We start from the raw sequence: 23,784 nt of genomic DNA, 5'->3' as shown, positions 1-23,784 counted from the left end.
ACATATAAAGAACCCAACGGGTATAGCCATGCCGATTTGCGCCATCGAGTCGATCGACACCATCATCGTCGACCTCCCCACCCTTCGCCCGCACAAGCTGGCGATGCACACGATGCAAAACCAGACGCTGGTGATCATCCGCCTGCGCTGCGCCGATGGCATCGAAGGCATCGGCGAAGCCACCACCATTGGCGGCCTGAGCTACGGCAACGAAAGCCCCGACAGCATCAAGATCAACATCGACCGCCACTTTGCGCCGCTGTTGATTGGCCAGGACGCGAGCAATATCAACGCGGCCATGTTGCGCCTGGAGCGCAGCATTCGTGGCAACACCTTTGCCAAGTCCGGGATCGAAAGTGCTTTGCTCGATGCCCTCGGCAAACGCCTCAACCTGCCGGTCAGCGAACTGCTCGGCGGGCGCGTGCGCGATGCCTTGCCGGTGGCCTGGACCCTGGCCAGTGGCAACACCGAACAAGACATTGCCGAAGCTGAAAAGATGCTCGACCTGCGCCGCCACCGCATCTTCAAATTGAAGATTGGTGCCGGTGAAGTCGGCCGCGATCTGGCCCATGTAATCGCGATCAAAAAAGCCCTGGGCGAACGCGCGAGTGTGCGTGTCGACGTCAATCAGGCCTGGGACGAAGCTGTGGCCCTGCGCGCGTGCAAGGTGCTCGGTGATAACGGTATCGACCTGATCGAACAACCGATCTCGCGCAACAACCGCAGCGGCATGGCCCGGCTGAACCTGTCGAGCCCGGCGCCGATCATGGCCGACGAGTCCATCGAATGCGTGGAAGACGCCTTCAACCTGGCCCGCGAAGGCGCGGCCTCGGTGTTCGCCCTCAAGATCGCCAAGAACGGCGGCCCGCGCGCGGTGTTGCGCACGGCTGCGATTGCCGAAGCGGCCGGTATCGGTCTGTACGGCGGCACCATGCTCGAAGGCGGCATCGGCACCCTGGCCTCGGCGCATGCCTTCCTGACCTTGAACAAGTTGGCCTGGGACACCGAACTGTTCGGCCCGCTGCTGCTCACCGAAGACATCCTCACCGCGCCGCCGGTGTACCGCGATTTTGCGCTGCATGTCTCCACCGCGCCGGGCCTGGGCCTGACCATTGATGAAGAGCGTTTGGCGTTCTTCCGTCGTGACAAACACTAAGAGGCGCCTGCCATGTTGTTCCACGTAAAAATGACTGTGAACCTGCCACTGGACATGAACCCCGAGCACGCCGCTGGTCTGAAGGCGCAAGAGAAAGCCCTGGCGCAGCGGCTGCAACAAGAGGGCAAATGGCGCCACCTGTGGCGCATCGCCGGGCACTACGCCAACTACAGCGTGTTCGACGTCGACAGCGTGCAGGACCTGCACGACCTGCTGATGCAACTGCCGCTTTTTCCCTACATGGCCATCGAAGTGAACGCCTTGTGCCGACACCCTTCGTCGATCCATGAGGACGACCGCTGAGCCTGCTTTGCCCCCAATAATGACAAGATGAGGATTGCACCATGTCCATCCGACTTTCCCAGACTGCCCACGCTCAACAGTTTCTCGAAGAAGCCAGCGGCAACCTTAACGACGCCGGCAACCCGCGCACCAAGGCGCTGATCTACCGGATCCTGCGTGACGCGGTGAACATCATCGAAGACCTGGAAGTGACCCCGGAAGAGTTCTGGAAGGCGGTCAACTACCTCAACGAGTTGGGCAAGAACCAAGAGGCGGGTTTGCTCGCCGCCGGGCTGGGCCTGGAGCATTACCTGGATTTGCTGATGGATGCTGCGGACGAGGAGGCCGGTAAATCCGGCGGCACCCCGCGCACCATCGAAGGCCCGCTGTATGTGGCCGGCGCGCCGCTGAGCAAGTACGAAGCGCGGCTGGACGATGGCAAGGATGACGCAGTGCCGCTGTTCATGCGCGGGCAAGTGCGCGACACCGACGGCAAGCCGCTGGCGGGGGCGATTGTCGATGTGTGGCAGGCGAATACCGGTGGCACCTATTCGTGGTTTGACCCGACGCAGTCGGAATTCAACCTGCGTCGGCGCATTGAGACCGATGCCCAGGGCAACTACCGTTTTCGCAGCATCGTGCCGTCCGGCTACGGCTGCCCGCCGACTGGGCCGACTCAACAGCTGCTCGACCAACTGGGGCGTCATGGACAGCGGCCGGCGCATATTCACTTCTTCATCTCGGCGCCGGGGTACCGGCATTTGACCACGCAGATCAACCTCTCGGATGACCCGTACCTGCATGATGATTTTGCTTATGCGACGCGTGATGAGTTGATTGCGCAAATTCGCTTCAGTGAGGATCAGCAACTGGCGCGGGAGTTTGGGGTGGAAGGGCGGTTTGCGCAGATTGATTTTGACTTTGAGTTGCAGGTGGCTGACGCACCGGTAGAGCAAAAACGCATGCAGCGCGTGCGCGCCCTAGAAGACTAAACACGGGCTGATCGTTCCCACGCTCCGCGTGGGAATGCTGCCCTGGACGCTCTGCGTCCGCTCTTAGAGGCTTGACACAGAGCGTCACAGGATGCATTCCCACGCGGAGCGTGGGAACGATCATGGTGCTATTTGCGCACGACTAAGTCCAACACCTCATCCCGATCCTTGATCTTCTGCAACACAATCTCCGAGCGAATATCCATCACCCCGGCCGTGCGGTTCAGGTGGTTCACGATGAAGTCCGAAAAGTGCTTCAAGTTCCTCGCCTGCACGCGCAGCACATAGTTGCTGGCGCCGGTAATCACATACGCACTGGCCACCTCCGGCCAGCCTTGCACCTTCTTGATAAACGTCTCATGCCAATCCTCCACGTCCTGGCGCAAGGAAAGGTGCACGATGGCTTCCAACTCGATTCCCAGCTGTTCGGCGTTCAACACTGCGCGGTAGCCGCTGATGATTCCCTCGCTCTCCAGCAGGCGCAAACGGCGCAGGCAGGCGGAGGGCGATAGGGCGACTTTTTCCGCCAGTTCCTGGTTGCTGATGCGCCCATCCTGTTGCAAAAAATGCAGGAGGCGCAGGTCGGTGGCGTCGAGAATCATGCTTAGAATAAATCCGCGTGTTTTTGGGTTAAATTCGAATTTCCTACAGCTTAATTAGCCTGTTACCCACCACTTTGCACGAAAATTCTCTAAAACTTCGTTCATTATTTGGTCCATATTCACTTATAAAAACAGGACAACCCATGACCACCCGAAGCCACTGCCAAGCCCTCGACGCCCAGGACCCGTTGGCGCCGCTGCGCCATCAGTTCGCCTTGCCTGAGGGCGTGATCTACCTCGACGGCAACTCCCTCGGCGCACGCCCGGTGGCGGCGTTGGCGCGGGCGCAGCAGGTGATCGCCGACGAGTGGGGCAATGGTTTGATTCGCAGCTGGAACAGCGCCGGCTGGGCGGATTTGTCCCAGCGTTTGGGTAACCGTCTGGCGCCTCTGATCGGCGCGCGCGACGGTGAGGTGGTAATCACCGATACCACCTCGATCAACTTGTTCAAGGTGCTCAGCGCCGCGTTGAGCGTGCAGCGCCAACGTGTGCCCGGGCGTAAGGTGATCGTCAGCGAGGCGAGCAATTTTCCCACCGACCTGTACATCGCCCAAGGCCTGGCCGAGTTGCTGCAACAGGGTTATTCGTTGCGACTGGTGAACAGCCCCGATGAACTGCCGCAGGCCATCGACCAGGATGTGGCAGTGGTGATGCTTACCCACGTCAACTACAAGACCGGCTACATGTACGACATGCAGGCGCTCACCGCCTTGAGCCACGAATGTGGCGCGTTGAGCATCTGGGACCTGGCGCATTCGGCGGGCGCGGTGCCTATCGACCTGCACAAGGCGGGGGCCGATTACGCGATTGGCTGCACCTACAAATACCTCAATGGCGGGCCGGGTTCCCAGGCGTTTGTGTGGGTCAACCCAGCGTTGGTGGACCTGGTGCGCCAGCCGTTGTCGGGCTGGTTCGGGCATACCCGGCAGTTTGCGATGGAAGCTCAATACGCCCCGAGCAGCGGCATCGCACGCTACCTGTGCGGCACCCAGCCGATCACCTCGCTGGCCATGGTCGAATGCGGCCTGGAGATTTTTGCCCAGACCGACATGGCCAGCCTGCGGACTAAATCCCTGGCGTTGACTGACCTGTTTATCGCGCTGGTGGAGGCCCGCTGCGCCGCCCACGGCCTGGTGCTGATTACGCCACGTGAACACGCCAAACGCGGCAGCCATGTGAGCTTCGAACACCCCGAAGGGTATGCGGTTATCCAGGCGCTGATCGCCCGGGGCGTGATCGGCGATTACCGTGAGCCGCGCATCATGCGGTTTGGTTTTACCCCGCTGTACACCAGCTTTACCGAGGTATGGGACGCCGTGGAAATCCTCGGTGACATTCTCGATAACCACACCTGGGATCAACCGCAGTTCAAAGTGCGCAACAGCGTCACTTAAGAGCACCGCAAAACTAATGTGGGCGCTGGCGTGCCTGCGATAGCGTCAGTGAATTCACCGCCGCTATCGCAGGCACGCCAGCGCCCACAGGGTTCGGCACCGGCAGTAACAACCACAATAATAAAGGGGCACACCACGTGACCACGCCAGACAACGGTTTTGCAGAGATCACCCACCGCGAGCTGGGCCTGCGGCGCCAGCTCACTTCCGGCCAGATGAGCATGATCGCCATCGGTGGTGCTATTGGCACCGGGCTGTTCATGGGCAGCGCCTATGCCATCGGCTATGCGGGGCCGAGTGTGTTGGTGAGCTATGCCATCGGCGCGCTGATCACCTTGCTGTTGATGGGCTGCCTGGCGGAAATGACGGTGGCGCATTCCACCTCGGGCTCGTTTGGCGCCTACGCCGAGTTCTACATCAGCCCGCTGGCCGGGTTCCTGGTGCGTTATGCCTACTGGGCGGCGATTGTGCTGGCCGTGGGCGCCGAGGTCACGGCGGTGGCGATGTACATGAAGTACTGGTTCGCCAACGTGCCGGAGTGGGTGTGGATCGTGTCGTTTTCCAGCGTGCTGGTCCTGCTCAATGCGATCAGCGTGAAGACCTTCGGCAACTTCGAGTACTGGTTCTCGACGATCAAGATCAGCGCCATTGTCGGCTTCATCATCCTCGCGGTGTACGTGGTGTTCGGCTCGGGTAACCCGCAATTTGGCGTGCAGAACTACACGGCCCACGACGGCTTTTTCCCGCATGGTTTGAGCGGTATGTGGATCGCGGTGATCGTGTCGATCTTCAGCTACCTGAGTGTGGAGATGATTGCAGTGGCCGCCGGTGAAGCCGCCGACCCGGAGCAGGCGGTGAAGAAAGCCTTCCGCGCTACCATCGTGCGGCTGGTGGTGTTCTACCTGCTGACCCTGGCGCTGATGCTGGCCATCGTGCCGTGGAATCAGGCCGGCCAGACGCAGAGCCCGTTTGTCACAGTAATGCAGACCATTGGCATTCCCGGCGCCACCGGGGTGATGAACTTCGTGATTCTGATCGCAGCGCTGTCGGCGATGAACAGCCAGCTCTACATCACCACACGCATGATGTTCAGCCTGTCTCGCGCAGGCTTTGCGCCCAAGTCCATGGGCGCCTTGAGCAAGAACGGGATTCCGCTGAATGCGCTGCTGCTGTCCAGCTCGGGCATTGCCCTGGCGACCTTGCTCAACGTGGTGTACCCGGAAAGCTCGTTCACCTTGATGATGGCAATCTCGATGTTTGGCGCGATCTTCACTTGGTTCATGATCTTCCTCACGCACCTGTTCTTCCGCCGTTATCGCAAGCGCCATGGCGGGGCGAAGCTGTCGTTCCAACTGCGCCTGTTTCCCTACAGCACGCTGTTGGGCCTGGTGCTGATGGGCGCGGTGATGATCACCACGTACTTCACCGAGGCGTTCAAGATGACCCTGGTGTTCGGCGTGCCGTTCCTGCTGATTCTGTCGGCGGTGTACTACGGGTTTTTCCGCAAGGGCAGGGCCAAGGCGTCGAACAAGGCCTTGGCATAGCCGGGCAATTGCTCGAAGGACCGCGCGCATAACAGCAGCGTGCGACAGGCCCAGTCTTCTTGCAGAGGGTGGGCCTTGACGCGGCGCTCCAGCGGCCAGCGCTCCAGTGCGGCCTGGGGCACGATGCCCAGGCCCGCGCCGCCGGCGACCATGCGAATCAGCCCGTCAAAACCATCGGCACGGATCCGGGTTTGCAGACGAAAGCCCGCGTGCAGCGCCTGTTCTTCCAGGTACACCGCCAGTGCACTGTTGGCGGTGAGGCCTACGTAGTCGTATGGCAGGCTGTCGATGAAACTCACGGTGCCCGCCGTCAGCGGATGGTCCAGAGGCATGATCAGCACTAACGGGTCGTCGCGAAACGCCAGGGTCTGCAGGCCGTGGGTGTCCACCGCGTCGGAAATAATCCCAAGGTCCGCCGTGCCTTGGCGCAACGCCTGGGTGATGCGCAGGCTGGGCAGCTCTTGCAGGTCGATATCGAGGTTGGGGTGTTCGCGTAGAAAATCTGCGAGTAGCTCCGGCAGGTATTCGCTCAGGGCCGTGGTGTTGCACAGCAGGCGCACCTGGCCTTTGACGCCATTGGCGTATTCGGCCAGGTCCTGTTGCAGGTGCTCGGCCTGTTGCAGCAGCAGGCGCGCGTGGCGGGCCAGGGCCTTGCCCGCTGGCGTCGGTGTGACGCCACGACGGCCGCGCTCGAGAAATTCGATGCCCAATGAAGCTTCCATCGCACGGATGCGAGCGCTGGCGGCGGCCAGGGATAAATGGCTGCGGGCCGCGCCTGCGGTGATGTTGCCGGCGTCGAGAATGTTCAGGTAGAGGCGCAGGTCGATCAGGTCAAAGTGCATGGCTGGGTCTCTCGGGTGACTGAACTGGCCTCATCGCAGGCAAGCCAGCTCCCACACTTGGATTTGTGAACACATTTGAAAAGTGGGAGGCAAGCAGCCCCACACTTGGATTTGTGAACACATTTGAAAAGTGGGAGGCAAACAGCCCCACACTTGGATTTGTGAACACATTTCAAGTGTGGGAGCTGGCTTGCCTGCGATGGCGCCCTCAGCCTTATGAAAAACAAGAGGCTGCCTCAGTATATGGCGAATTTTCATAACCGCCTTAACACCCCACAATCGACCGATGACTACCTTCCTAGCGTTCTACCAAAACCTCGGCCCCGGCTTGACGCTGCTGGTACTTGGCACTTTCCTGCTGGCGGGTACCGTCAAAGGCGTCATCGGCCTGGGCCTGCCTACCGTGGCCATGGGCATGCTCGGCCTGGCTATGCTTCCGGCGCAGGCTGCGGCATTGCTGATCATTCCTTCGACAGTCACCAACCTCTGGCAACTGGCATTCGGCGGCCACTTGAGCGCGTTGCTCAAGCGCCTGTGGCCGATGCTGTTGCTGATTTTCCTTGGCACCGGGCTCGGCACGCTGTGGTTGGGCATAGACGGTGGGCATTGGGTGGTGCGCGCGCTGGGCGCGGCGTTGTTGGCGTATGCCTTGAGCGGGCTGTTCCTGCCTGCATTCAAGGTGAAACCTCACACCGAGCGCTGGCTGGGCCCGTTGTGTGGGCTGATCACCGGCATCATCACCTCGGCCACTGGTGTGTTCGTGATTCCCGCCGTGCCGTACCTGCAAGCCTTGGGCTTGAGTCGGGATCAGCTGGTGCAGGCCTTGGGGCTGTCGTTTACTGTGTCTACGCTGGCGTTGGCTGCCGGCTTGGCCTGGCGTGGGACCTTGGGCGGTGGCGAAATCAATGCCTCGCTGTTGGCGCTGCTGCCCGCGTTGTTGGGCATGTGGCTGGGCCAGGCGCTGCGTCAGCGCATCAGTGCGGTGCTGTTCAAACGGGTATTTTTTATCGGCATGGCAGTGTTAGGTGGTCATCTGCTGATCAGCGGCTAAGGCAAGAGTACGGCGTTATTCGTGCGTTTTGGTCAAATGTATTTTGCCGCACCGCTGCTTATTCACAGGGTTGAATGTCGATAGCCTGCCGGCAGATATTTTCAACCCTCTGGATACCTCCCATGAAAAAAGTACTCCTGCTTAACGGCGGCAAGCAATTCGCCCACTCCGACGGCCGTTACAACACCACCTTGCATGACGCCGCCGTGGCCGTGCTCGACCGTGGCGGCATCGACGTCAACGTTACCCACATCGACGAAGGCTACGACGTGGCCGAAGAAGTGGCCAAATTCCTCTGGGCTGATGTGATCATCTATCAAATGCCCGGCTGGTGGATGGGCGCGCCATGGATCGTCAAAAAGTACATCGACGAAGTCTTCACCGAAGGCCACGGCAGCCTGTATGCCAGCGATGGCCGCACGCGTTCCGATTCGTCGCAAAAGTACGGCAGCGGCGGCCTCATTCAGGGCAAGCAGTACATGCTGTCGCTGACCTGGAACGCGCCGCAGCAAGCCTTCGACGCCCCCACCGACTTCTTCGAAGCCAAGGGCGTGGACGCGGTGTACTTCCCGTTCCACAAGGCCAACGAGTTTCTCGGCATGACCAGCCTGCCGACCTTCCTGTGCGTGGACGTGATGAAACGCCCGGCCATCGAGGCTGACGTGGCGCGCTACCAGCAGCATCTGGCGCAGGTGTTTAACCTGCCGGTGTAAGCTGCTACCCACCGATCAAGAAGGACAGCCTGTGAAAGCCCGATCCGATGAGTTACAGATCTTCGTCAGCGTGATTGAGTGCGGCTCGATTTCCGCCGCGGCGGAGCAGGTCGGGCAGACGCCCTCGGCGGTCAGCCGCACCTTGTCGCGCCTGGAAGCCAAGCTCGACACCACACTGATCAACCGCACCACGCGGCGCATGGACCTGACCGAAGAGGGCAAGTACTTCTTCGAGCAGGCCAAGGTGATCCTGGCGCAGATGGATGACTTGGAAGAACGCCTGTCGTCGCGCCAGAAAAACCCGGCCGGGCGCCTGCGCATCAATGCCGCCGTGCCGTTCATGCTGCACGGGATCGTGCCCTACATTGCCGAGTTCCGCAGCCTCTACCCCGAAATACAGCTGGAGCTGAACAGCGATGACTTGATCATCGACCTGCTGGAACAGAGCACCGACATTGCCATTCGCATCGGCGCGCTCGCCGACTCCACATTGCACGCCCGTTCCCTGGGCTGTACGCCGCTGCATATCCTCGCCAGCCCCGACTACCTCAAGCAATACGGCACGCCCACCACGGTTGCCGAATTGGCGGACCACACGTTGCTCGGCTTCACCCAAACTGAAACCCTCAACCATTGGCCGCTGCGCCATGTGGAAGGCGACCGGTGGCTGATCCAGCCGAGCATCGCCGCCTCCAGCGGCGAAACCCTGCGCCAGTTGGCGTTGGAAGGGCAGGGCATTGGCTGCCTGTCGAACTTCATGACGGTCGAAGACATCAACGCCGGGCGCCTGGTGCCGGTGCTGGAGGCGTTCAACAGTGGCTATCGCCAGCCGATCCACGCGGTGTTCTACCGCAACTCGCAGTTGGCGCTGCGCATCCAGTGCTTCCTGGACTTCATTCAGGCCAAGTTGGCGCGGTATGCCTGCTGATTCGTGACCTGTGCGCAAGATTGAATTGGGCAACAGGGTCTTATTCGACAGGGATGGGGCCTCGATACTGGACGCATCACTTACCCAGTCAGGAGCACACTCCATGAACGTATTCGTTACCGGCGCAGCAGGGTTTATCGGCGGTTCCATTGCCACCGGCCTGGTCAAGGCTGGCCATAGCGTTACCGGCCTGGTGCGCAGCGCCGAGCAGGCCGCTGAAATGACCGCCCAGGGCATCACTCCGGTGATCGGCACCCTGGACGACGCAGCCGTGTTGACCGAGCAGGCTTCGAAGGCTGATGCGGTGATCAACGCCGCCAGCAGCGACCATCGGGCTGCAGTGGAGACCTTGCTGGCTGCGTTGAAAGGTTCGAACAAGCCGTTCCTGCACACCAGTGGTTCGAGCATCGTCGGTGACGCATCGGGCGGTAAGGCCAGTGATGTCATCTACTTCGAAGACAACTTGCCGGCGCCGACCGTCGATAAGGCCGCGCGTGTGGCCATCGACAACCTGATCCTGGCGGCCGCCCAAGACTGCGTGAATTCGGCGGTGATCTGCAACACGCTGATCTACGGCCACAGCTTGGGCGTGAAGCGTGACAGCGTGCAATTGCCGCGACTGCTCAAGCAGGCGCGCAAAAGTGGCGTGGTACGGCATGTGGGCAGCGGGCAGAACATCTGGTCTAACGTGCACATTGAAGACGTGGTGGCGCTGTACCTGCTGGCACTTGAGAAGAATGTGCCGGGCACTTTCTACTTTGTGGAAAGCAGCGAAGCGGCATTTGTCGACATGACCACCGCCATCGCCCAAGCGCTGAAACTGGGCCAACCACAGGACTGGCCGTTGGCCGAGGCCGAAGCCGAGTGGGGCTATGAAATGGCCAACTATGGCCTGGGTTCCAACAGCCGTGTACGTGGCAAGCATGCCCGTGAACTGCTGGGCTGGGCGCCGAAGCGGACGTCGGTGGTGGAGTGGATTCGCAACGAAATGGTGTGATTTTTACGGGGCCGCTGGGTACATATCCGTTATTTGGGTGATGGCTGCTATTGGTTCCGCTCTTACAGCGGGTCACTTTTGGAAAAGAGCCCCAAAAGTAACCAAAAGGGCTCTTGCCCCACCACTCGGTGCCTCGCCTAGGCTCGGCATGCCCTCACTCCGGCTTGAATCCGTGGGCCGCCGCCATGGGCCATCCTTGGCCCATCGCGGCTAACCCGGCGTCCTGCCGGGTTACCCACGGATTCAAGCCTGCGTTCGGCCATCGTGGTTAACGGGGCGCCTCAGATCAAGATCAAGATCAAAAGCAAGAGCACGGCGGCCTAGTAGCCGACCTGAGTGGTTGAAGCAAAAGCAGGGCAAAAGCACAGCAGAAGCACAGCAGAAGCAGATCTGCTTTTCTGTGGGAGCTGGCTTGCCTGCGATGCAGGCACCTCGGTGTATCAGGTACACAGAGTTGATGCCATCGCAGGCAAGCCAGCTCCCACATTGGATTGAGTTCAGCTTCCACTATCAGGTCGGCTGTCAGGCCGCCTCGGCTTCGCTTTTGATTTAACCACTCAGGTCGGCTACTAGGCCGCCGTGCTTTTGATCTTGATCTTGATCTGAGGCGCCCCGTTAACCACGATGGCCGAACGCAGGCTTTGGAGCGTGGGTAAACCGGCAGGACGCCGGTTTAGCCGCGATGGGCCAAGGATGGCCCATGGCGGCGGCCCACGGTCCAAAGCCTGCGTGAGGGCACACCGAGCCTAGGCGAGGTGCCGAGTGGTGGGGCAAGAGCCCTTTTGGTTACTTTTGGGGCTCTTTTCCAAAAGTGACCCGCTGTAAGAGCGGAACCAATATCAGCCATCACCCAAATAACGGATATGTACCCAGCACCCCCGCGACAACCAAAGAATTCAACCCATAAAAAGTTGCGTAGATACCTATGCTGCGATAGCGGCAACTCGGTTCACTTGTTGTTACACATTACTGGCCCCGCCCACCGCAATTCCGTACCATTCCCCGCCTTATTCCCCGCAACGCCCTGGTACCTCATGAACCTCACCCGTCTGCGCGCCGATGCCCTGGCCGGCCTCACCACGTCTTTTGCTCTGCTGCCCGAATGCATCGCCTTCGCCTTGGTCGCCCACCTCAACCCGCTGATGGGGCTCTACGGCGCCTTTATCATTTGCACGCTCACTGCATTGTTCGGCGGCCGGCCCGGCATGGTCTCCGGCGCGGCAGGCTCGATGGCGGTGGTGATCGTCGCACTGGTGGTGCAACACGGCGTGGAGTACTTGCTCGCGACGGTATTGCTCGGCGGGCTGATCATGATTGCGTTCGGCCTGCTGCGCCTGGGCAAGCTGGTGCGCATGGTGCCGCACTCGGTGATGCTCGGCTTCGTCAACGGCCTGGCGATTATCATCGCTTTGGCGCAACTGGAGCATTTCAAAAGCGGTGAAAGCTGGCTCAGCGGCACACCGTTATACGTGATGACCGGCCTGGTCGCGGCGACCATGGCGATTGTCTACCTGCTGCCGCGCCTGACCCGCGCCGTGCCGCCCGCCTTGGTGGCGATCCTCGGTGTTGGCCTGGCGGTGTACCTGCTCGGCCTGCCGACCCGGACGTTGGGCGACATGGCCCACATCGCCGGCGGCCTGCCAACCTTCGCACTGCCGCAAATCCCCTGGACTTTGGAAACCCTGGGCATCATCGCGCCCTATGCGTTCCTGATGGCGATGGTTGGCCTGCTGGAAACCCTGCTGACCCTGAACCTTACCGACGAAATCACCGAGACCCGTGGCTACCCCGACCGCGAAAGCGTCGCGCTGGGCGCGGCGAATATGGTCTCGGGCCTGTTCGGTGGCATGGGCGGTTGCGCGATGATCGGGCAAACCGTGATCAACTTGAGCTCCGGCGGGCGCGGGCGCTTCTCCGGGGTGTTTGCCGGGGTGATGATCCTGCTGTTCATTCTGTTTCTGTCGCCGCTGATTGAGCGGATTCCGCTGGCGGCGCTGGTGGGGGTGATGTTTGTGGTGTCGCAGCAGACCTTCGCTTGGGCGTCGTTGCGGGTGATCAACAAAGTGCCGGTCAATGACGTGCTGGTGATTCTGGCAGTGACGGTGATCACGGTGTTCACCGACCTTGCCACGGCGGTGCTGTGCGGCATTGTGATTGCGGCGCTGAATTTTGCCTGGCAACAGGCGCGTGAGTTGTACGCCGATGAGCATCTGGAAGCCGATGGCAGCAAACTCTATCGCCTGCACGGTACGCTGTTTTTTGCCTCGACCACGCCGTTCCTGAACCAGTTCGACCCGGCCAATGACCCGGCCGAGGTGACGCTGGATTGCCGTCACCTGAGCTTTGTCGACTACTCCGCGATTGCCGCGCTGATGACCCTGCGTGAGCGTTACAGCAAGGCGGGGAAACATCTGCGGGTGCTGCATTTGTCGGAGCGCTGCAAGAAGTTGCTCAAGCGCGCCCGGGTGCATCATGAGTAACTGATTACGGCCCGACCAGGTCTTCCAGCTCCTGGGCGCGGGTCTGGGTCATGTCCAGCAGGCAGCCGGCGCCGTTGACTTGGTCGATGGTGCCGCCAGTGGCTGAGCCTGCGAAGGCGCAATTGGCGTCGCGGTATTTGATCCACAGGCGCTGAACATCCTGCAATTGCTGCTTGCGGTCGCCGTCCTGGGCGGCGAGGGCAGTTTTGTAGGCTTTGTTCAGGCGCTCATCTTGCACCTTGGCTTCTTTGGCGTTGCAATTGACCATGTCGGCGGTGGTGTTGGCGCCGTCCATGCATTTTTTCAGCGCCGCATTCTCGGCGGCCGAAGCGTTGCTGCACAAGGCCAGCAACAGCGCGCTGGCGGCGAAAGGCACAAGCAGGGTTTTGCGATTCATTGTGAGGATTCCTGATCGAAAGTTGGGCTGCCCTCTGAGACTCGGCCTCGGCAGTTGAGTTTCTGCGCGCAACAAAACTTCATGTAAGAACACCCCCCGGATTTTCATGAGCTGGCGCTGGGCATGCCCCAAAGCGACAGCGCTTATCTGTGGGCGAAAATTACTTTCATAAAAATTGAAAATTCAGCTTGGTAATGATTTATGAGTTTCACAACCAATTCGACGTGACCCTTTCCAAGGAGTACCGCATGGCCGCACCACTGGGCTTGGGGCTGTTGGCATACGCTGCCATCGCCATCATTGCATTGATCGTGCTGATTGCACGTTATCGACTCAACCCGTTTATTGTCATCACCTTGGTGTCCATCGGGCTGGCGCTGATGGCCGGCATGCCGGCGGACACCATCATGGGCTCGTACGAAGCGGGTGTCGGTAAAACCCTGGGGCATATCGCCCTGGTGGTGGCGCTGGGCACCATGCTCGGCAAGATGATGGCCGAGTCCGGCGGCGCCGAGCAGGTGGCGCGCACGCTGATCAACCGCTTTGGCGAACGCAATGCGCATTGGGCGATGGTGTGTATCGCCTTCCTGGTGGGGCTGCCGCTGTTTTTCGAGGTCGGTTTTGTGTTGCTGGTACCGATTGCCTTTACCGTGGCGCGGCGCGTTGGGGTGTCGATCCTGATGGTCGGCCTGCCGATGGTCGCCGGTTTGTCGGTGGTGCATGCGCTGGTGCCGCCGCACCCGGCGGCGATGATGGCGGTGCTGGCGTATAACGCGTCGGTGGGGCAGACCGTGCTTTATGCGATTCTGATCGGTATTCCCACGGCGATCATCGCCGGCCCTCTGTACGCCAAGTTCATCGTGCCGCGCATTCACCTGCCGGCGGAAAACCCGCTGGAACGCCAGTTTATCGACCGCGAACCGCGCACCCGTCTGCCGAGCTTTGCGCTGACCATGGGCACCATCCTGTTGCCGGTGGTGCTGATGATGATTGGCGGCTGGGCCAATGTGATTTCCACCCCAGGCACCGCTTTTAACCAGTTCCTGTTGTTTATCGGCAACTCGGTAATCGCCCTCTTGGTGGCGACTTTGGTGAGCTTCTGGACCTTGGGCCTGGCCCAGGGTTTCAACCGCGAAGCGATCCTCAAGTTCACCAACGAATGCCTCGCCCCGACCGCCAGCATCACCTTGTTGGTGGGCGCGGGCGGCGGTTTGAATCGCATCCTGGTGGACGCGGGCGTGACCAATGAAATTCTCGGCCTGGCCCATGCCTTTCACTTGTCGCCGCTGGTGATGGGCTGGTTGTTTGCAGCGTTGATGCGCATCGCCACGGGCTCGGCCACTGTGGCCATGACGACGGCGTCCGGTGTGGTCGCGCCCGTCGCCATGGGCTTGGGTTATCCACACCCTGAATTATTGGTGCTGGCTACCGGTGCGGGCTCGGTGATCTTTTCCCACGTCAACGACGGCGGCTTCTGGCTGATCAAGGAATACTTCAATATGACGGTGATCCAGACCTTCAAGACCTGGACCGTATTGGAGACGCTGATTTCGGTGGTCGCCTTCGGTCTTACGTATGGACTGTCTCTTATTTTATGAGCTGCATTTTGTAACCCGGAGCCCCCATGGACATCCTCTACCAGATCCGCGCCCGCCAGGATTCCTTCAGCGCCGGCGAAGGGCGTATCGCCAAGCTGATGCTTGATGACGTGGGCTTTGCTGCGTCGGCCAGCCTGGAAGAGTTGTCACAACGCGCCGAGGTCAGCACGGCGACCTTGTCGCGCTTTGCGCGCAGCGTGGGTTGCCGCGACTTGCGTGATTTGCGCCTGCAATTGGCGCAGGCCAGCGGGGTGGGCAGCCGCTTTCTGGACCCTGCGGGGTTGCCGGAGCAGTCGGCCTTTCATCGGCAGATTCTCAGCGATATCGAATTAACGTTGCGCCAGCACCTGTCAGGTTTTAACCAGGCGAGTTTCGTCGATGCGGTCAGCCTGCTGGGCAAGGCGCGGATGATCCATGCATTCGGCATGGGCGGCCCGTCGAGCTTGTGCAGTGAAGAGTTGCAGGTGCGGTTGGTACGCCTGGGTTACCCGATTGCCGCCTGCCGCGACCCGGTGATGATGCGTGTAACGGCCGCGACCTTGGGCCCTGAGCATGCGCTGATTGTTTGCTCGCTCTCCGGCCTCACGCCCGAGTTGTTGGACGTGGTGAGGCTGGCGCGCAACTACGATGCGCCCATCGTCGCCATCACCTTGGCCGATTCACCGCTGGCTCAGCTGGCGGACGTGTTATTGCCGCTGCAACCGGCCGAAACCAGTTTTATCTACAAGCCCACCGCCGCGCGCTACGGAATGCTGTTGGCCATCGACCTGCTCGCCACTGAGCTTGCGCTGGCGATGCCGGACGACAACCAGGAACGCCTGCGCCGGATCAAGCTGGCCCTGGACGATTATCGCGGCGGCCCCGATAGCCTGCCGCTTGGAGATTGATATGAAGTACGACACGCTGATTCGCCAGGCGCTGATCATTGATGGCAGCAACACGCCGGGCTACGTCGCCGATGTAGGGCTGCGCGGCGGGCGTATCGAGACGATCGGCGATCTTGCGACCGCGCACGCCGAGCATGAAATCGATGCGAATGGCCGCGTCTTGGCACCCGGTTTTATCGACGTGCACACCCACGATGATACCGTGGTGATCCGCCACCCACAGATGCTGCCCAAGCTCAGCCAGGGCGTGACCACGGTGATCGTCGGCAACTGCGGCATCAGCGCCTCGCCGGTGACGTTGCGCACAGATCCGCCGGACCCGATGAACCTGCTGGGCAAGCGTGAGGCCTTTGCTTACCCGCGTTTTGCCGATTACCGCGCTGGCGTGGAAAGTGCCCATCCGGCGGTCAACGTTGCGGCGTTGATCGGCCATACAGCGCTGCGCAGCAACCATATGGACGATCTGCACCGTACCGCCACGCCGAATGAAATCGCCGCCATGCGTGTGCAGTTGCAAGAAAGCCTGGAAGCCGGCGCTCTGGGTTTATCCACAGGCCTGGCCTACGCCAGCGCGTTCAATGCCGAGACCGATGAGGTGCTGCAACTCAGTGAGGAACTGACGGCCTTCGGTGCGGTGTACACCACCCACTTGCGCAGCGAATTTGAACCGGTGCTGGAGGCGATGGACGAGGCCTTCCTGATTGGCCGACATGCCCAGGTGCCGGTGATTATTTCTCATCTCAAATGTGCCGGCGCGGGTAACTGGGGGCGTAGTCCGCAGCTGTTGGCGTCGCTGGAGTTGGCTGCAAAAAACCATCCAGTGGGCTGTGATTGCTACCCCTACGCGGCCAGCTCCTCGACGCTGGACCTCAAGCAGGTCACCGATGCATTTCGCATCACCATCACGTGGTCGACGCCACACCCGGAAGTCGGCGGGCGCGATTTGCAGGACATCGCCGCCGAGTGGGAGGTTTCGCTGCTGGACGCGGCACGTCGCCTGCAACCAGCGGGGGCGGTGTACTACGGGATGGATGAAGCGGATGTACGCCGCATCCTCGCGCATCCGCTGTCGATGGTCGGGTCTGATGGTTTGCCGGAAGACCCGTTCCCCCATCCACGGTTGTGGGGCGCGTTTCCGAGAGTGCTGGGGCATTTCAGCCGAGATGTGGGGTTGTTCCCGCTGCACACGGCGGTGCACAAAATGACCGGGCTGTCGGCCGCGCGTTTTGGCTTGGCCGAGCGTGGCGAAATTCGTGAAGGGTATTGGGCTGATCTGGTGTTGTTCGACCCGTTGAGTGTGCGCGATGTGGCGGATTTCAAAGAGCCCCAGCGTGCGGCACAGGGCATTGATGGCGTGTGGATCAACGGGGTGTTGAGCTACAGCGATGGGCAGGCCAATGGTCAGCGGCCGGGGCGATTCCTGGCGCGCAATGGGGATTTGCGTGGTGGGTTTTCGTCTCTATAGTGGGCGCTTTCATACCCGGAGCTGTCGCCATGCACTTAGGAAAAGTCACCCCCATTTTGCGGATTTTCGACGAGGTCAAAGCGTTGGAATTCTACGTCGACTTCCTCGGGTTCAAGGTCGACTGGCAGCATCGCTTCGAGGCGAATTTTCCGTTGTATTTGCAGGTGTCGTTGGGCGAATGTGTGCTGCATTTGTCCGAGCATCATGGCGATGCTTCGCCGGGGTCGGCGGTGCGGATTCAGGCGCAAGAGGTGGACGCGTATCAGCAGCAGTTGCTGGCCAAAGATTACCGTTATGCCAAGCCCGGGGTTGAGGAAACGCCGTGGGGCTCGCGGGAGATGAGCATCAGTGATCCGTTTGGGAATCGGCTGGTGTTTGTTGAGGAAGGCGAGGGCTGATGGGTAAATTGCAGGCAATAAAAAACCGCCTTAGTAGGGCGGTTTTTTATTGCAAACCCAGTTTGCGGCTGGGGTTGCTATCTCAAAAGACGCATCGACCCGCAGTCGGATACTACCGTTGGTCATGTCATCACGCAAGACGGAATGATGGCCGGCATGGTTACTTTAGGCATCCTTTCTCTTGCTTGATTTGACTGCAAAAGCTTGCGATGAATCTATCAGGCGATACTGGATATTTGACCACTGTTCGACACACCTTAGACGGGAATGTTGGTTAGGATCTTCCCCGTTCTGCGTTTGTCGCTTTTTAGGTGAGCCGGGTATGCGCGCGAATTCTGGACCGACCGCTACGGGCTAGTAATCCGTGCCGGATTGATGCGGAAGGGCCATTAGCCCGGCCACCTCAAAGGACGCATCGACCTGCGTCTGAAGGCTCACGTGTTCCGGTAAGTGCGCTGGAGGTAAGGCCCAACTCAAGGAGGGCCGAGTATGTCTAAGTTTGCACGACGTACGTGGAACCTCGTAGTGAATGCCCTGCGTGTTTATCACGTGTGGACATTCCTGCGGGACAGCTTTGATGACCTGTAAGGTCTGAGAAGTGGCGCCGCCTCGGCTTAAATCGAGGCGGCTTTTTGGTTTTTTAAACCCGGAAATGACTGACCATCTGCTGCAACTGGCTGCCCAAACGCGCCAGTTCCACACTCGACTTCGCCGTCTCGTCACTTGCCGTTGCGGTCTGCTCCGACACATCACGCACGTTCACAATGCTGCGGCTGATCTCTTCAGCCACGGCGCTTTGCTGCTCGGCCGCCGCAGCAATCTGCTGGTTCATCGACTGGATGTTCGACACCGTACGGGTGATGTTTTCCAGTGACACACCCGCCTTGCGCGTCAGTTCGACGCTGCTGTCGGTGAGGCTGCGGCTGTTGTTCATCACGGTGGCCACTTGTTGGGTGCCGTTCTGCAAACCCGCCACCAGGCCTTCGATTTCTTCGGTGGATTTTTGGGTGCGTTGGGCCAGGCCACGGACTTCGTCGGCGACCACGGCAAACCCACGACCGGCTTCACCGGCACGCGCCGCTTCAATCGCGGCGTTGAGCGCCAGCAGGTTGGTCTGCTCGGCCACGGCCTTGATCACATCCATCACGCTGCCGATCTTGTTGCTCTCTTGTTGCAGGTGCGTCATGGCGTCGGTGGAGCGCGCCACCTCAGCGGCCAGGCGTTCGATCTGGGCGATGGCCTCGGCCACCACTTTGTCGCCCGCGCGGGCTTGGCCATCGGCATCGGCAGCGGCCAGCGATGCTTGTTCAGCATTGCGTGCGACTTCCTGCACGGTGGCAGTCATTTCGTGCATCGCCGTGGCGACTTGATCGGTCTCGATCTTCTGGCTGTTGACGCCGGCACTGGTCTGCTCGGTGACGGCCGACAGCTCTTCGGCAGCGCTGGCGATCTGGGTCACGCCGTCGCGAATACCGCTGATCAATTCACGCAGGGTGGTGCCCATGCGCTGGATGCCTTGTTGCAACACGCCCAGTTCATCACGACGGGTCACTTGGATGTTGTGGCTCAGGTCGCCGGAGGCAATGCGCTCCACCACGGCCAGGGTTTCCTGGATCGGGCGAGTGATCTGGCGGGTAATCACCCAGGCAGCAATGATGCCGACCAGCAAAGCCAGCAACGTGCTGATCAGTTGCAGGCTACGGGCCTGGGCGCTTTCAACGTCACGGCGTTCGAGCTGGATGTCGTACAGCTTGTCGCTGATGGTGACGATATCCGCACCTTGGGTGGTCATTTCGGCGCGTGCGCTGACGATGTTGGCGTTGGCCGCCTTGTAGCTTTGTACGGCGCTGCGATAGGCGCCGAGTGCCGTTTCCAGTGAGGTCAAAGCGCTTTGTTGGCTGGTGCCGAATGCGGCGCTGAGATTTTTCAAACCACTGATGGCTTTTTCAATCTGTGCCGCGGCGCGGGCTTCGGTTTCTGCACTGGGACTATTGGTGTAACCGCGCACTTCGTAGCGGCCCAACTGGAATTCTTCTTTGGCGTGAGTGACGGCCTGGTACTGGGTGAAGCGCTCCGGGCTGTCGGGCATCTGCTGCACATTGGTTTCCAGGGCGTCGATCTGGGCGTTGGCGATGTCGGCCTTGTCGCCCATGACCTGGCGCGCGGCGTTGCCGTTACGGTAGGCCTCGCGCATTTTGTTCAGCGACTGTTGGTAAGCGGTGATGACGGCTTTCTGGTCGGTGAGCAGCTTGCGGTTTTCCGGGCTATTGAAGCTGTCCAGCAGCGTCTGTTGCTGGGCGGCGAAGGCGTCGAGGCTGGTTTGTACGTTCTGCGCCACGGCTTCGTCGCCGTTGGCCAGCATGTATTGCAAACGCACGATGCGTAGCTTGGTCAGCGAGGCGTTGAGCTGGGTGATGTCGCTCATCCAGTTGCTACGGTCGATCAGGCTGCCCAGGCTGGTCCAGCCCGTCAGGGCCAGGATCGAGGTGAGGACCAGCACCAGGCCGAAGCCCAGGCCGAGTTTGAGGTTGACGCTGATGTTGCCGAACCAGCTATTCATCGAATGCTCCGCAAGAGTGATGTCTGTCTGCTGGACGGTGTTGTTGTTTGAGCCAGCCAATTGTGTGTAGCGCTGTATCGGCGGCAAGCGATGATTCTGAAGTACTTTTCTTACGGGTGTGACGAGGGGTCGCCATCGCCGTGTGGCAATGGCGACCCTTCGGGCTCACAGTGCCGAGGCGTTGGGCACGACGGTCAGCCTCAGACAAGACGTGGCACCGGGGCTCATGTGCACGGTGTTATGTGCGACCCGCGGGTGGTTGGCCTGGCCTGAAGGTTCGCCACTGTTGGGGTTGACGTCAAAGCGCGGGAAATTGCTACTGGAGATGTCCAGGCGCAGGCGATGGCCGCGTTTGAACAGGTTGCAGGTGGCGAAGGGCTCGATCAGTACTTTTACTCGCTTACCGCGTGTGAGGAACGTCGGCTGCTCCCAGGATTCGCGATAGCGGCAGCGGTGGATGCCATCGGTAATATTCATCGCAAAGCCATCGGGGTAGTCGGCGCTCGGTGGATACACGTCGATCAGCTTGGCGGTGAAATCGGTGTCGGGCGCATCGCTGTCGATCCACAATTCGATCTGTACGCTACCGGCGACAATCAGGTCTGCCTCGAGTGGCTCGGTCTGAAAGCTCAGCACGTCATCGCGTTCGCTGAGTGGGCAGTTGTCGCCTCGGGTGCCGAAGAAATCGGCGCGCTCACGTTGATCGAAAGCACCGCCCACAAAAATTGGGGCGCCGGAAGTTAGCGCCCCGCCGAGGGTCGGGACCGGCTTTGCGGGGTCGGCGAAGTAACTCAAGTGCGCGTCGACGCCTTCGGGCGCGCTACGCGTCAGCTGCTTTTGCGCATTCAAGTACAAGGTCAATGGCTGGCTGCCTGGCAGTGGCCATTGCGTTGATTGCAGCCAGCGGCCACCGTGGTCCAGGCGACCGTTTTGGTCACGATTGCCACTGCCACCGCCCATCAGAAACACGTGAACACTGGCCGCGGTGGCCGGCGGCGAAGGCTTGAGGGTTTGCTCGAACCACGCCAGGCGGCAACTCAGCCAGTCGTGATCGACCTGGCCATCGAACACGGCCGCAGGGCCGAACTCCACGTCGCCGCTGTGGCTGATGTTGCGATCGCCATGCAGCCAGGGGCCCATGATCAGCCGCTGGTGTGCCGTGCCGTTTTGCCTGAAGGCGGTGTAGTTGGCCAGGGTGGAGCTGACGTAAGCGTCGTACCAGCTGGACATGAACAGCACTGGAATATCCGGCAACTGTGAGTAGTGGCCTTCGGCGTAGATACCGGACTTCTGCCAGTATTCGCTGAAGGTGCCCTGGGCCCATTGGTCAAGCACGTAGGCTTCGTACTCCGGCACATGGCGCAACGGAGACTGGCCGGGCTGCCACGGCATACGCGTAAACCACTGATGAATATCTTCCTGCTCCAGCGCCAGGCGAACCTGCGGATCGGCCAGTGCTGCCGGGCTCTCCTTGGCCTGGCGAAAGGCCCACGTGGCCTGCTTGAGTTCAAATGCACCACCTTGGCGGATCCCGCACTGGTAGGCGTTGGCGAATCCGCCACTGTCCAGCACCATGCTGCTCAAGCCCGGTGGGCGCAGGCAGGCCATTGCCAGTTGGGTATGGGCGGCGTAAGACAGGCCCATGCTGCCGACGTTGCCGTTGCACCAGGGTTGCTGGACGATCCAGGCCAAGGTGTCAAAACCGTCTTCACCTTCGGCGGTGTATTTGGTGAACAGCCCTTCGGACGCGTAGCGCCCACGGCAGTCCTGGAAGATGGCGACAAAGCCTTGTTCAGTAAAACGCGTCGCCATCTGTTCGCGGGAGATGTGTTGGCCATCGAGCTGTTTCTCCGAGCGCGAGGGCTTGCTCTTGTCGTAGGGCGTGCGCTCGATGACCACCGGGAACGGGCCTTCGCCGTCTGCCGGCAAGTAGATATCGGTGGCCAGGTGGATGCCATCGCGCATCGCGATCATTTGGTTGTGCAGGGTTTGCATGGGGAAAACACTCATCGACTCAGTACCCGCTCGTGACCGCAATGGCCAGTAACGCCATCGCCAGCACGGTGTAGATCAAGAACAGTGGCAGGATGTAGCGTGCCCATTGGCCCCAGCCGACATTGGCCGTTGCCAGCAGCACCAGCAGGCCGCTGGAGGTGGGGGTGATCATGTTGGTCAGGCCATTACCCATCAAAAACGCGAACACCGTGGTCTGCGGGCTGACGCCGGACAGTTGGCCCAACGGGCCGAAGATCGGCATGGTCACGGCGGCCTGGCCCGAGGTGGACGGGATCAGCACATCCAAGCCCAATTGCGCGAAGAACATGCCGTAGGCCGACACAATCGGGCCATGGTCGCCCACCAGATTGGCCAGGCTGTTGACGATGGTGTCCAGCACTTGGCCGGTACTGAGGATGATCTCCACGGCGGTGGCCAGGCCGATCAGCACGCCGGCAATCAGCACTTTTTTCATGCCATCGACAAAGGCACTGGCGGCGACACTCGCACCCAACCCGGCGATCACACTGAAAGCCACCGTCAGCAGCAGATAAAACGCCGACAGCTCATGGTATTTCCAAGCCCAGCGGTTGGAGGCGTAGACCAAAAAGCCGATACCTGTCAGCAGCACGATCAGGTTGATCAGGTGGCGCGTAGGCAGTGGTTTGCGCTCGAACGTGATCTGCGCCGTCGCATCGAAACCGTGCTTGCGAATACTCCACAGCACGAAGGCAATGCCCACCAGCAGGAAAGTGCAGTAGGCAAGCACGCGCATGCTCAGCCCACTGAATATCGGCAGCCCGACCATCGGCTGGGCGACGGAGAGCGCCACTGGATTGGAGATCGACGCCAGGTAGCCGATCTTCACCGAGATGGTGACGATGGCCAGCCCGATCAGGTTCGACAGCCCCAGCCGATTGGCCATGGCGACCATCAGCGGCACGATCAGGATGAATTCCTTGGCCAGCCCCATGAAGGTACTGCCGGCGGAGAACACCAGCATCAGGCTCGGCACCAGTACGTAGATGTTGCCTCGGGTCAGCCCCAGCAGGCGCTCCAGCCCGGCGTCAATCACGCCGGCCTTGTTAAGCACGCCGAACATGCCGCCGATGAACAGCACCATGAAAATCAATGCCGCACGTTTCTCGATGCCTTGGGGAATGGCCATGAAGCCTTCCACCAGTGACACCGGGCGGGCCACCGTGTCGCCGGCCTTGCGCGGCTCCAGTGAGAACAGTTGGCCCAGGGCGTCGTGCTTTTCCAGCACGTGATAGGAGCCCGGTACCACCAGGCCGTTCTGGCGCTCGAACTTGCCCGAGTTCACCGCGTAGGTAAACGCCACGGCGAGCAAGACAATGCTCAGCAGGATGATGGCCGGGTTGATCTGTTTGCGTTGCGTGGGTTTTTCCGCCACCGCCTGGGTGGGGGTGATCTGTGATTCGCTCATGCTGGCTGCCCCGGCGTTCGCCGTTTTTGTTATGGGGGAGTGACGCGTGTGGAGCG

Annotated in this window: 20 protein-coding genes; 14 read left to right on the top strand and 6 right to left on the bottom strand. The window is 60.6% G+C overall.

Annotation, left to right across the window (positions count from 1 at the left end; genetic code table 11):
- Window positions 1-28: 28 nt before the first annotated feature.
- The 3 genes from K0P33_RS27125 to catA are packed head-to-tail and all read left to right on the top strand — an operon-like array spanning window position 29 to window position 2,430.
- Window positions 29-1,156, top strand: coding sequence for a muconate cycloisomerase family protein (locus tag K0P33_RS27125; RefSeq protein ID WP_242152500.1), 1,128 nt, complete (start codon window positions 29-31; stop codon window positions 1,154-1,156).
- 12 nt (window positions 1,157-1,168) lie between these two features.
- Window positions 1,169-1,459, top strand: a complete 291-nt coding sequence (catC, locus tag K0P33_RS27120; protein WP_094951785.1) for a muconolactone Delta-isomerase — start codon at window positions 1,169-1,171, stop codon at window positions 1,457-1,459.
- A gap of 41 nt (window positions 1,460-1,500) precedes the next feature.
- The gene (gene catA, locus K0P33_RS27115; protein ID WP_242152498.1) at window positions 1,501-2,430 is read left to right on the top strand and encodes a catechol 1,2-dioxygenase; all 930 of its coding nucleotides are present in this window, start codon (window positions 1,501-1,503) and stop codon (window positions 2,428-2,430) included.
- A gap of 128 nt (window positions 2,431-2,558) precedes the next feature.
- Here catA and K0P33_RS27110 read toward each other — a convergent pair whose 3' ends face one another.
- On the bottom strand, window positions 2,559-3,032 hold the full coding sequence (locus K0P33_RS27110; RefSeq protein WP_003176072.1) for an Lrp/AsnC family transcriptional regulator: 474 nt from the start codon (window positions 3,030-3,032) through the stop codon (window positions 2,559-2,561).
- A 143-nt stretch (window positions 3,033-3,175) separates the two neighbouring features.
- Between K0P33_RS27110 and kynU the strand changes: the two genes are divergently transcribed.
- Window positions 3,176-4,426, top strand: a complete 1,251-nt coding sequence (kynU, locus tag K0P33_RS27105; RefSeq protein ID WP_242152496.1) for a kynureninase — start codon at window positions 3,176-3,178, stop codon at window positions 4,424-4,426.
- A gap of 137 nt (window positions 4,427-4,563) precedes the next feature.
- Window positions 4,564-5,970, top strand: coding sequence for an amino acid permease (locus K0P33_RS27100; protein ID WP_094951782.1), 1,407 nt, complete (start codon window positions 4,564-4,566; stop codon window positions 5,968-5,970).
- Here the strand turns inward: K0P33_RS27100 and K0P33_RS27095 are convergent.
- Window positions 5,916-6,812, bottom strand: coding sequence for a LysR substrate-binding domain-containing protein (locus K0P33_RS27095; protein ID WP_242152494.1), 897 nt, complete (start codon window positions 6,810-6,812; stop codon window positions 5,916-5,918). The genes K0P33_RS27100 and K0P33_RS27095 overlap by 55 nt on opposite strands.
- A 286-nt stretch (window positions 6,813-7,098) precedes the next feature.
- Here K0P33_RS27095 and K0P33_RS27090 point away from each other — a divergent pair, with 286 nt between their 5' ends.
- The 5 genes from K0P33_RS27090 (at window position 7,099) to K0P33_RS27070 (ending at window position 12,981) form a co-directional block, all read left to right on the top strand.
- Complete coding sequence (locus tag K0P33_RS27090; protein ID WP_242152492.1) at window positions 7,099-7,863, top strand: sulfite exporter TauE/SafE family protein; 765 nt, start codon at window positions 7,099-7,101, stop codon at window positions 7,861-7,863.
- Window positions 7,864-7,985: 122 nt separating this feature from the next.
- A complete protein-coding gene (locus tag K0P33_RS27085) occupies window positions 7,986-8,576 on the top strand; it encodes an NAD(P)H-dependent oxidoreductase (protein WP_094951779.1) in 591 nt (196 codons plus the stop codon).
- A 31-nt stretch (window positions 8,577-8,607) separates the two neighbouring features.
- A complete protein-coding gene (locus tag K0P33_RS27080) occupies window positions 8,608-9,504 on the top strand; it encodes a LysR family transcriptional regulator (protein ID WP_094951778.1) in 897 nt (298 codons plus the stop codon).
- Window positions 9,505-9,607: 103 nt separating this feature from the next.
- Window positions 9,608-10,501: an NAD-dependent epimerase/dehydratase family protein gene (locus K0P33_RS27075; RefSeq protein ID WP_242152491.1), complete on the top strand. Its 894-nt coding sequence runs from the start codon at window positions 9,608-9,610 to the stop codon at window positions 10,499-10,501.
- Between the two features lie 1,034 nt (window positions 10,502-11,535).
- Entirely contained in the window at window positions 11,536-12,981 is a 1,446-nt protein-coding gene (locus K0P33_RS27070; protein ID WP_242152489.1) for a SulP family inorganic anion transporter, read from the top strand.
- Window positions 12,982-12,985: 4 nt separating this feature from the next.
- Here the strand turns inward: K0P33_RS27070 and K0P33_RS27065 are convergent, their stop codons facing one another.
- The gene (locus K0P33_RS27065; protein WP_094949342.1) at window positions 12,986-13,378 is read right to left on the bottom strand and encodes a lysozyme inhibitor LprI family protein; all 393 of its coding nucleotides are present in this window, start codon (window positions 13,376-13,378) and stop codon (window positions 12,986-12,988) included.
- A gap of 248 nt (window positions 13,379-13,626) precedes the next feature.
- Between K0P33_RS27065 and K0P33_RS27060 the strand changes: the two genes are divergently transcribed.
- The 4 genes from K0P33_RS27060 to K0P33_RS27045 are packed head-to-tail and all read left to right on the top strand — an operon-like array spanning window position 13,627 to window position 17,726.
- Entirely contained in the window at window positions 13,627-14,976 is a 1,350-nt protein-coding gene (locus tag K0P33_RS27060) for a gluconate:H+ symporter (RefSeq protein ID WP_242152487.1), read from the top strand.
- Between the two features lie 26 nt (window positions 14,977-15,002).
- Window positions 15,003-15,863 carry a MurR/RpiR family transcriptional regulator gene (locus K0P33_RS27055; protein ID WP_242152485.1) on the top strand — a complete coding sequence of 287 codons (861 nt, stop codon included), beginning with the start codon at window positions 15,003-15,005 and terminating at the stop codon, window positions 15,861-15,863.
- A 1-nt stretch (window position 15,864) separates the two neighbouring features.
- The gene (locus K0P33_RS27050; protein ID WP_242152483.1) at window positions 15,865-17,328 is read left to right on the top strand and encodes a D-aminoacylase; all 1,464 of its coding nucleotides are present in this window, start codon (window positions 15,865-15,867) and stop codon (window positions 17,326-17,328) included.
- Between the two features lie 29 nt (window positions 17,329-17,357).
- Window positions 17,358-17,726 carry a glyoxalase superfamily protein gene (locus K0P33_RS27045; protein ID WP_094949345.1) on the top strand — a complete coding sequence of 123 codons (369 nt, stop codon included), beginning with the start codon at window positions 17,358-17,360 and terminating at the stop codon, window positions 17,724-17,726.
- A 640-nt stretch (window positions 17,727-18,366) separates the two neighbouring features.
- Here the strand turns inward: K0P33_RS27045 and K0P33_RS27040 are convergent.
- From K0P33_RS27040 to K0P33_RS27030, 3 genes are all read right to left on the bottom strand, one after another.
- Window positions 18,367-20,286, bottom strand: coding sequence for a methyl-accepting chemotaxis protein (locus K0P33_RS27040; RefSeq protein ID WP_094949346.1), 1,920 nt, complete (start codon window positions 20,284-20,286; stop codon window positions 18,367-18,369).
- 165 nt (window positions 20,287-20,451) lie between these two features.
- Complete coding sequence (locus K0P33_RS27035) at window positions 20,452-22,281, bottom strand: CocE/NonD family hydrolase (protein WP_242156125.1); 1,830 nt, start codon at window positions 22,279-22,281, stop codon at window positions 20,452-20,454.
- 19 nt (window positions 22,282-22,300) lie between these two features.
- On the bottom strand, window positions 22,301-23,728 hold the full coding sequence (locus K0P33_RS27030) for an AbgT family transporter (RefSeq protein WP_242152481.1): 1,428 nt from the start codon (window positions 23,726-23,728) through the stop codon (window positions 22,301-22,303).
- Window positions 23,729-23,784: the final 56 nt, after the last annotated feature.

It is taken from the genome of Pseudomonas sp. ArH3a, assembly GCF_022648765.1.
Lineage (GTDB): Bacteria > Pseudomonadota > Gammaproteobacteria > Pseudomonadales > Pseudomonadaceae > Aquipseudomonas.
The sequence above is the reverse complement of the archived record's forward strand: the minus strand, read 5'-3'. Positions and strand labels throughout refer to the sequence as shown.

Excerpts from the sequence above, each read along its gene's own strand:
- catA (WP_242152498.1), top strand. The coding sequence starts at position 1,501 with ATGTCCATCCGACTTTCCCAGACTGCCCACGCTCAACAGTTTCTCGAA.
- K0P33_RS27060 (WP_242152487.1), top strand. The coding sequence starts at position 13,627 with ATGGCCGCACCACTGGGCTTGGGGCTGTTGGCATACGCTGCCATCGCC.
- K0P33_RS27045 (WP_094949345.1), top strand. The coding sequence starts at position 17,358 with ATGCACTTAGGAAAAGTCACCCCCATTTTGCGGATTTTCGACGAGGTC.
- K0P33_RS27055 (WP_242152485.1), top strand. The coding sequence starts at position 15,003 with ATGGACATCCTCTACCAGATCCGCGCCCGCCAGGATTCCTTCAGCGCC.
- K0P33_RS27085 (WP_094951779.1), top strand. The coding sequence starts at position 7,986 with ATGAAAAAAGTACTCCTGCTTAACGGCGGCAAGCAATTCGCCCACTCC.
- K0P33_RS27125 (WP_242152500.1), top strand. The coding sequence starts at position 29 with ATGCCGATTTGCGCCATCGAGTCGATCGACACCATCATCGTCGACCTC.
- K0P33_RS27095 (WP_242152494.1), bottom strand. The coding sequence starts at position 6,812 with ATGCACTTTGACCTGATCGACCTGCGCCTCTACCTGAACATTCTCGAC.
- K0P33_RS27040 (WP_094949346.1), bottom strand. The coding sequence starts at position 20,286 with ATGAATAGCTGGTTCGGCAACATCAGCGTCAACCTCAAACTCGGCCTG.
- K0P33_RS27030 (WP_242152481.1), bottom strand. The coding sequence starts at position 23,728 with ATGAGCGAATCACAGATCACCCCCACCCAGGCGGTGGCGGAAAAACCC.
- K0P33_RS27065 (WP_094949342.1), bottom strand. The coding sequence starts at position 13,378 with ATGAATCGCAAAACCCTGCTTGTGCCTTTCGCCGCCAGCGCGCTGTTG.
- K0P33_RS27035 (WP_242156125.1), bottom strand. The coding sequence starts at position 22,281 with ATGCAAACCCTGCACAACCAAATGATCGCGATGCGCGATGGCATCCAC.
- K0P33_RS27110 (WP_003176072.1), bottom strand. The coding sequence starts at position 3,032 with ATGATTCTCGACGCCACCGACCTGCGCCTCCTGCATTTTTTGCAACAG.
- K0P33_RS27050 (WP_242152483.1), top strand. The coding sequence starts at position 15,865 with ATGAAGTACGACACGCTGATTCGCCAGGCGCTGATCATTGATGGCAGC.
- catC (WP_094951785.1), top strand. The coding sequence starts at position 1,169 with ATGTTGTTCCACGTAAAAATGACTGTGAACCTGCCACTGGACATGAAC.
- K0P33_RS27090 (WP_242152492.1), top strand. The coding sequence starts at position 7,099 with ATGACTACCTTCCTAGCGTTCTACCAAAACCTCGGCCCCGGCTTGACG.
- kynU (WP_242152496.1), top strand. The coding sequence starts at position 3,176 with ATGACCACCCGAAGCCACTGCCAAGCCCTCGACGCCCAGGACCCGTTG.
- K0P33_RS27075 (WP_242152491.1), top strand. The coding sequence starts at position 9,608 with ATGAACGTATTCGTTACCGGCGCAGCAGGGTTTATCGGCGGTTCCATT.
- K0P33_RS27070 (WP_242152489.1), top strand. The coding sequence starts at position 11,536 with ATGAACCTCACCCGTCTGCGCGCCGATGCCCTGGCCGGCCTCACCACG.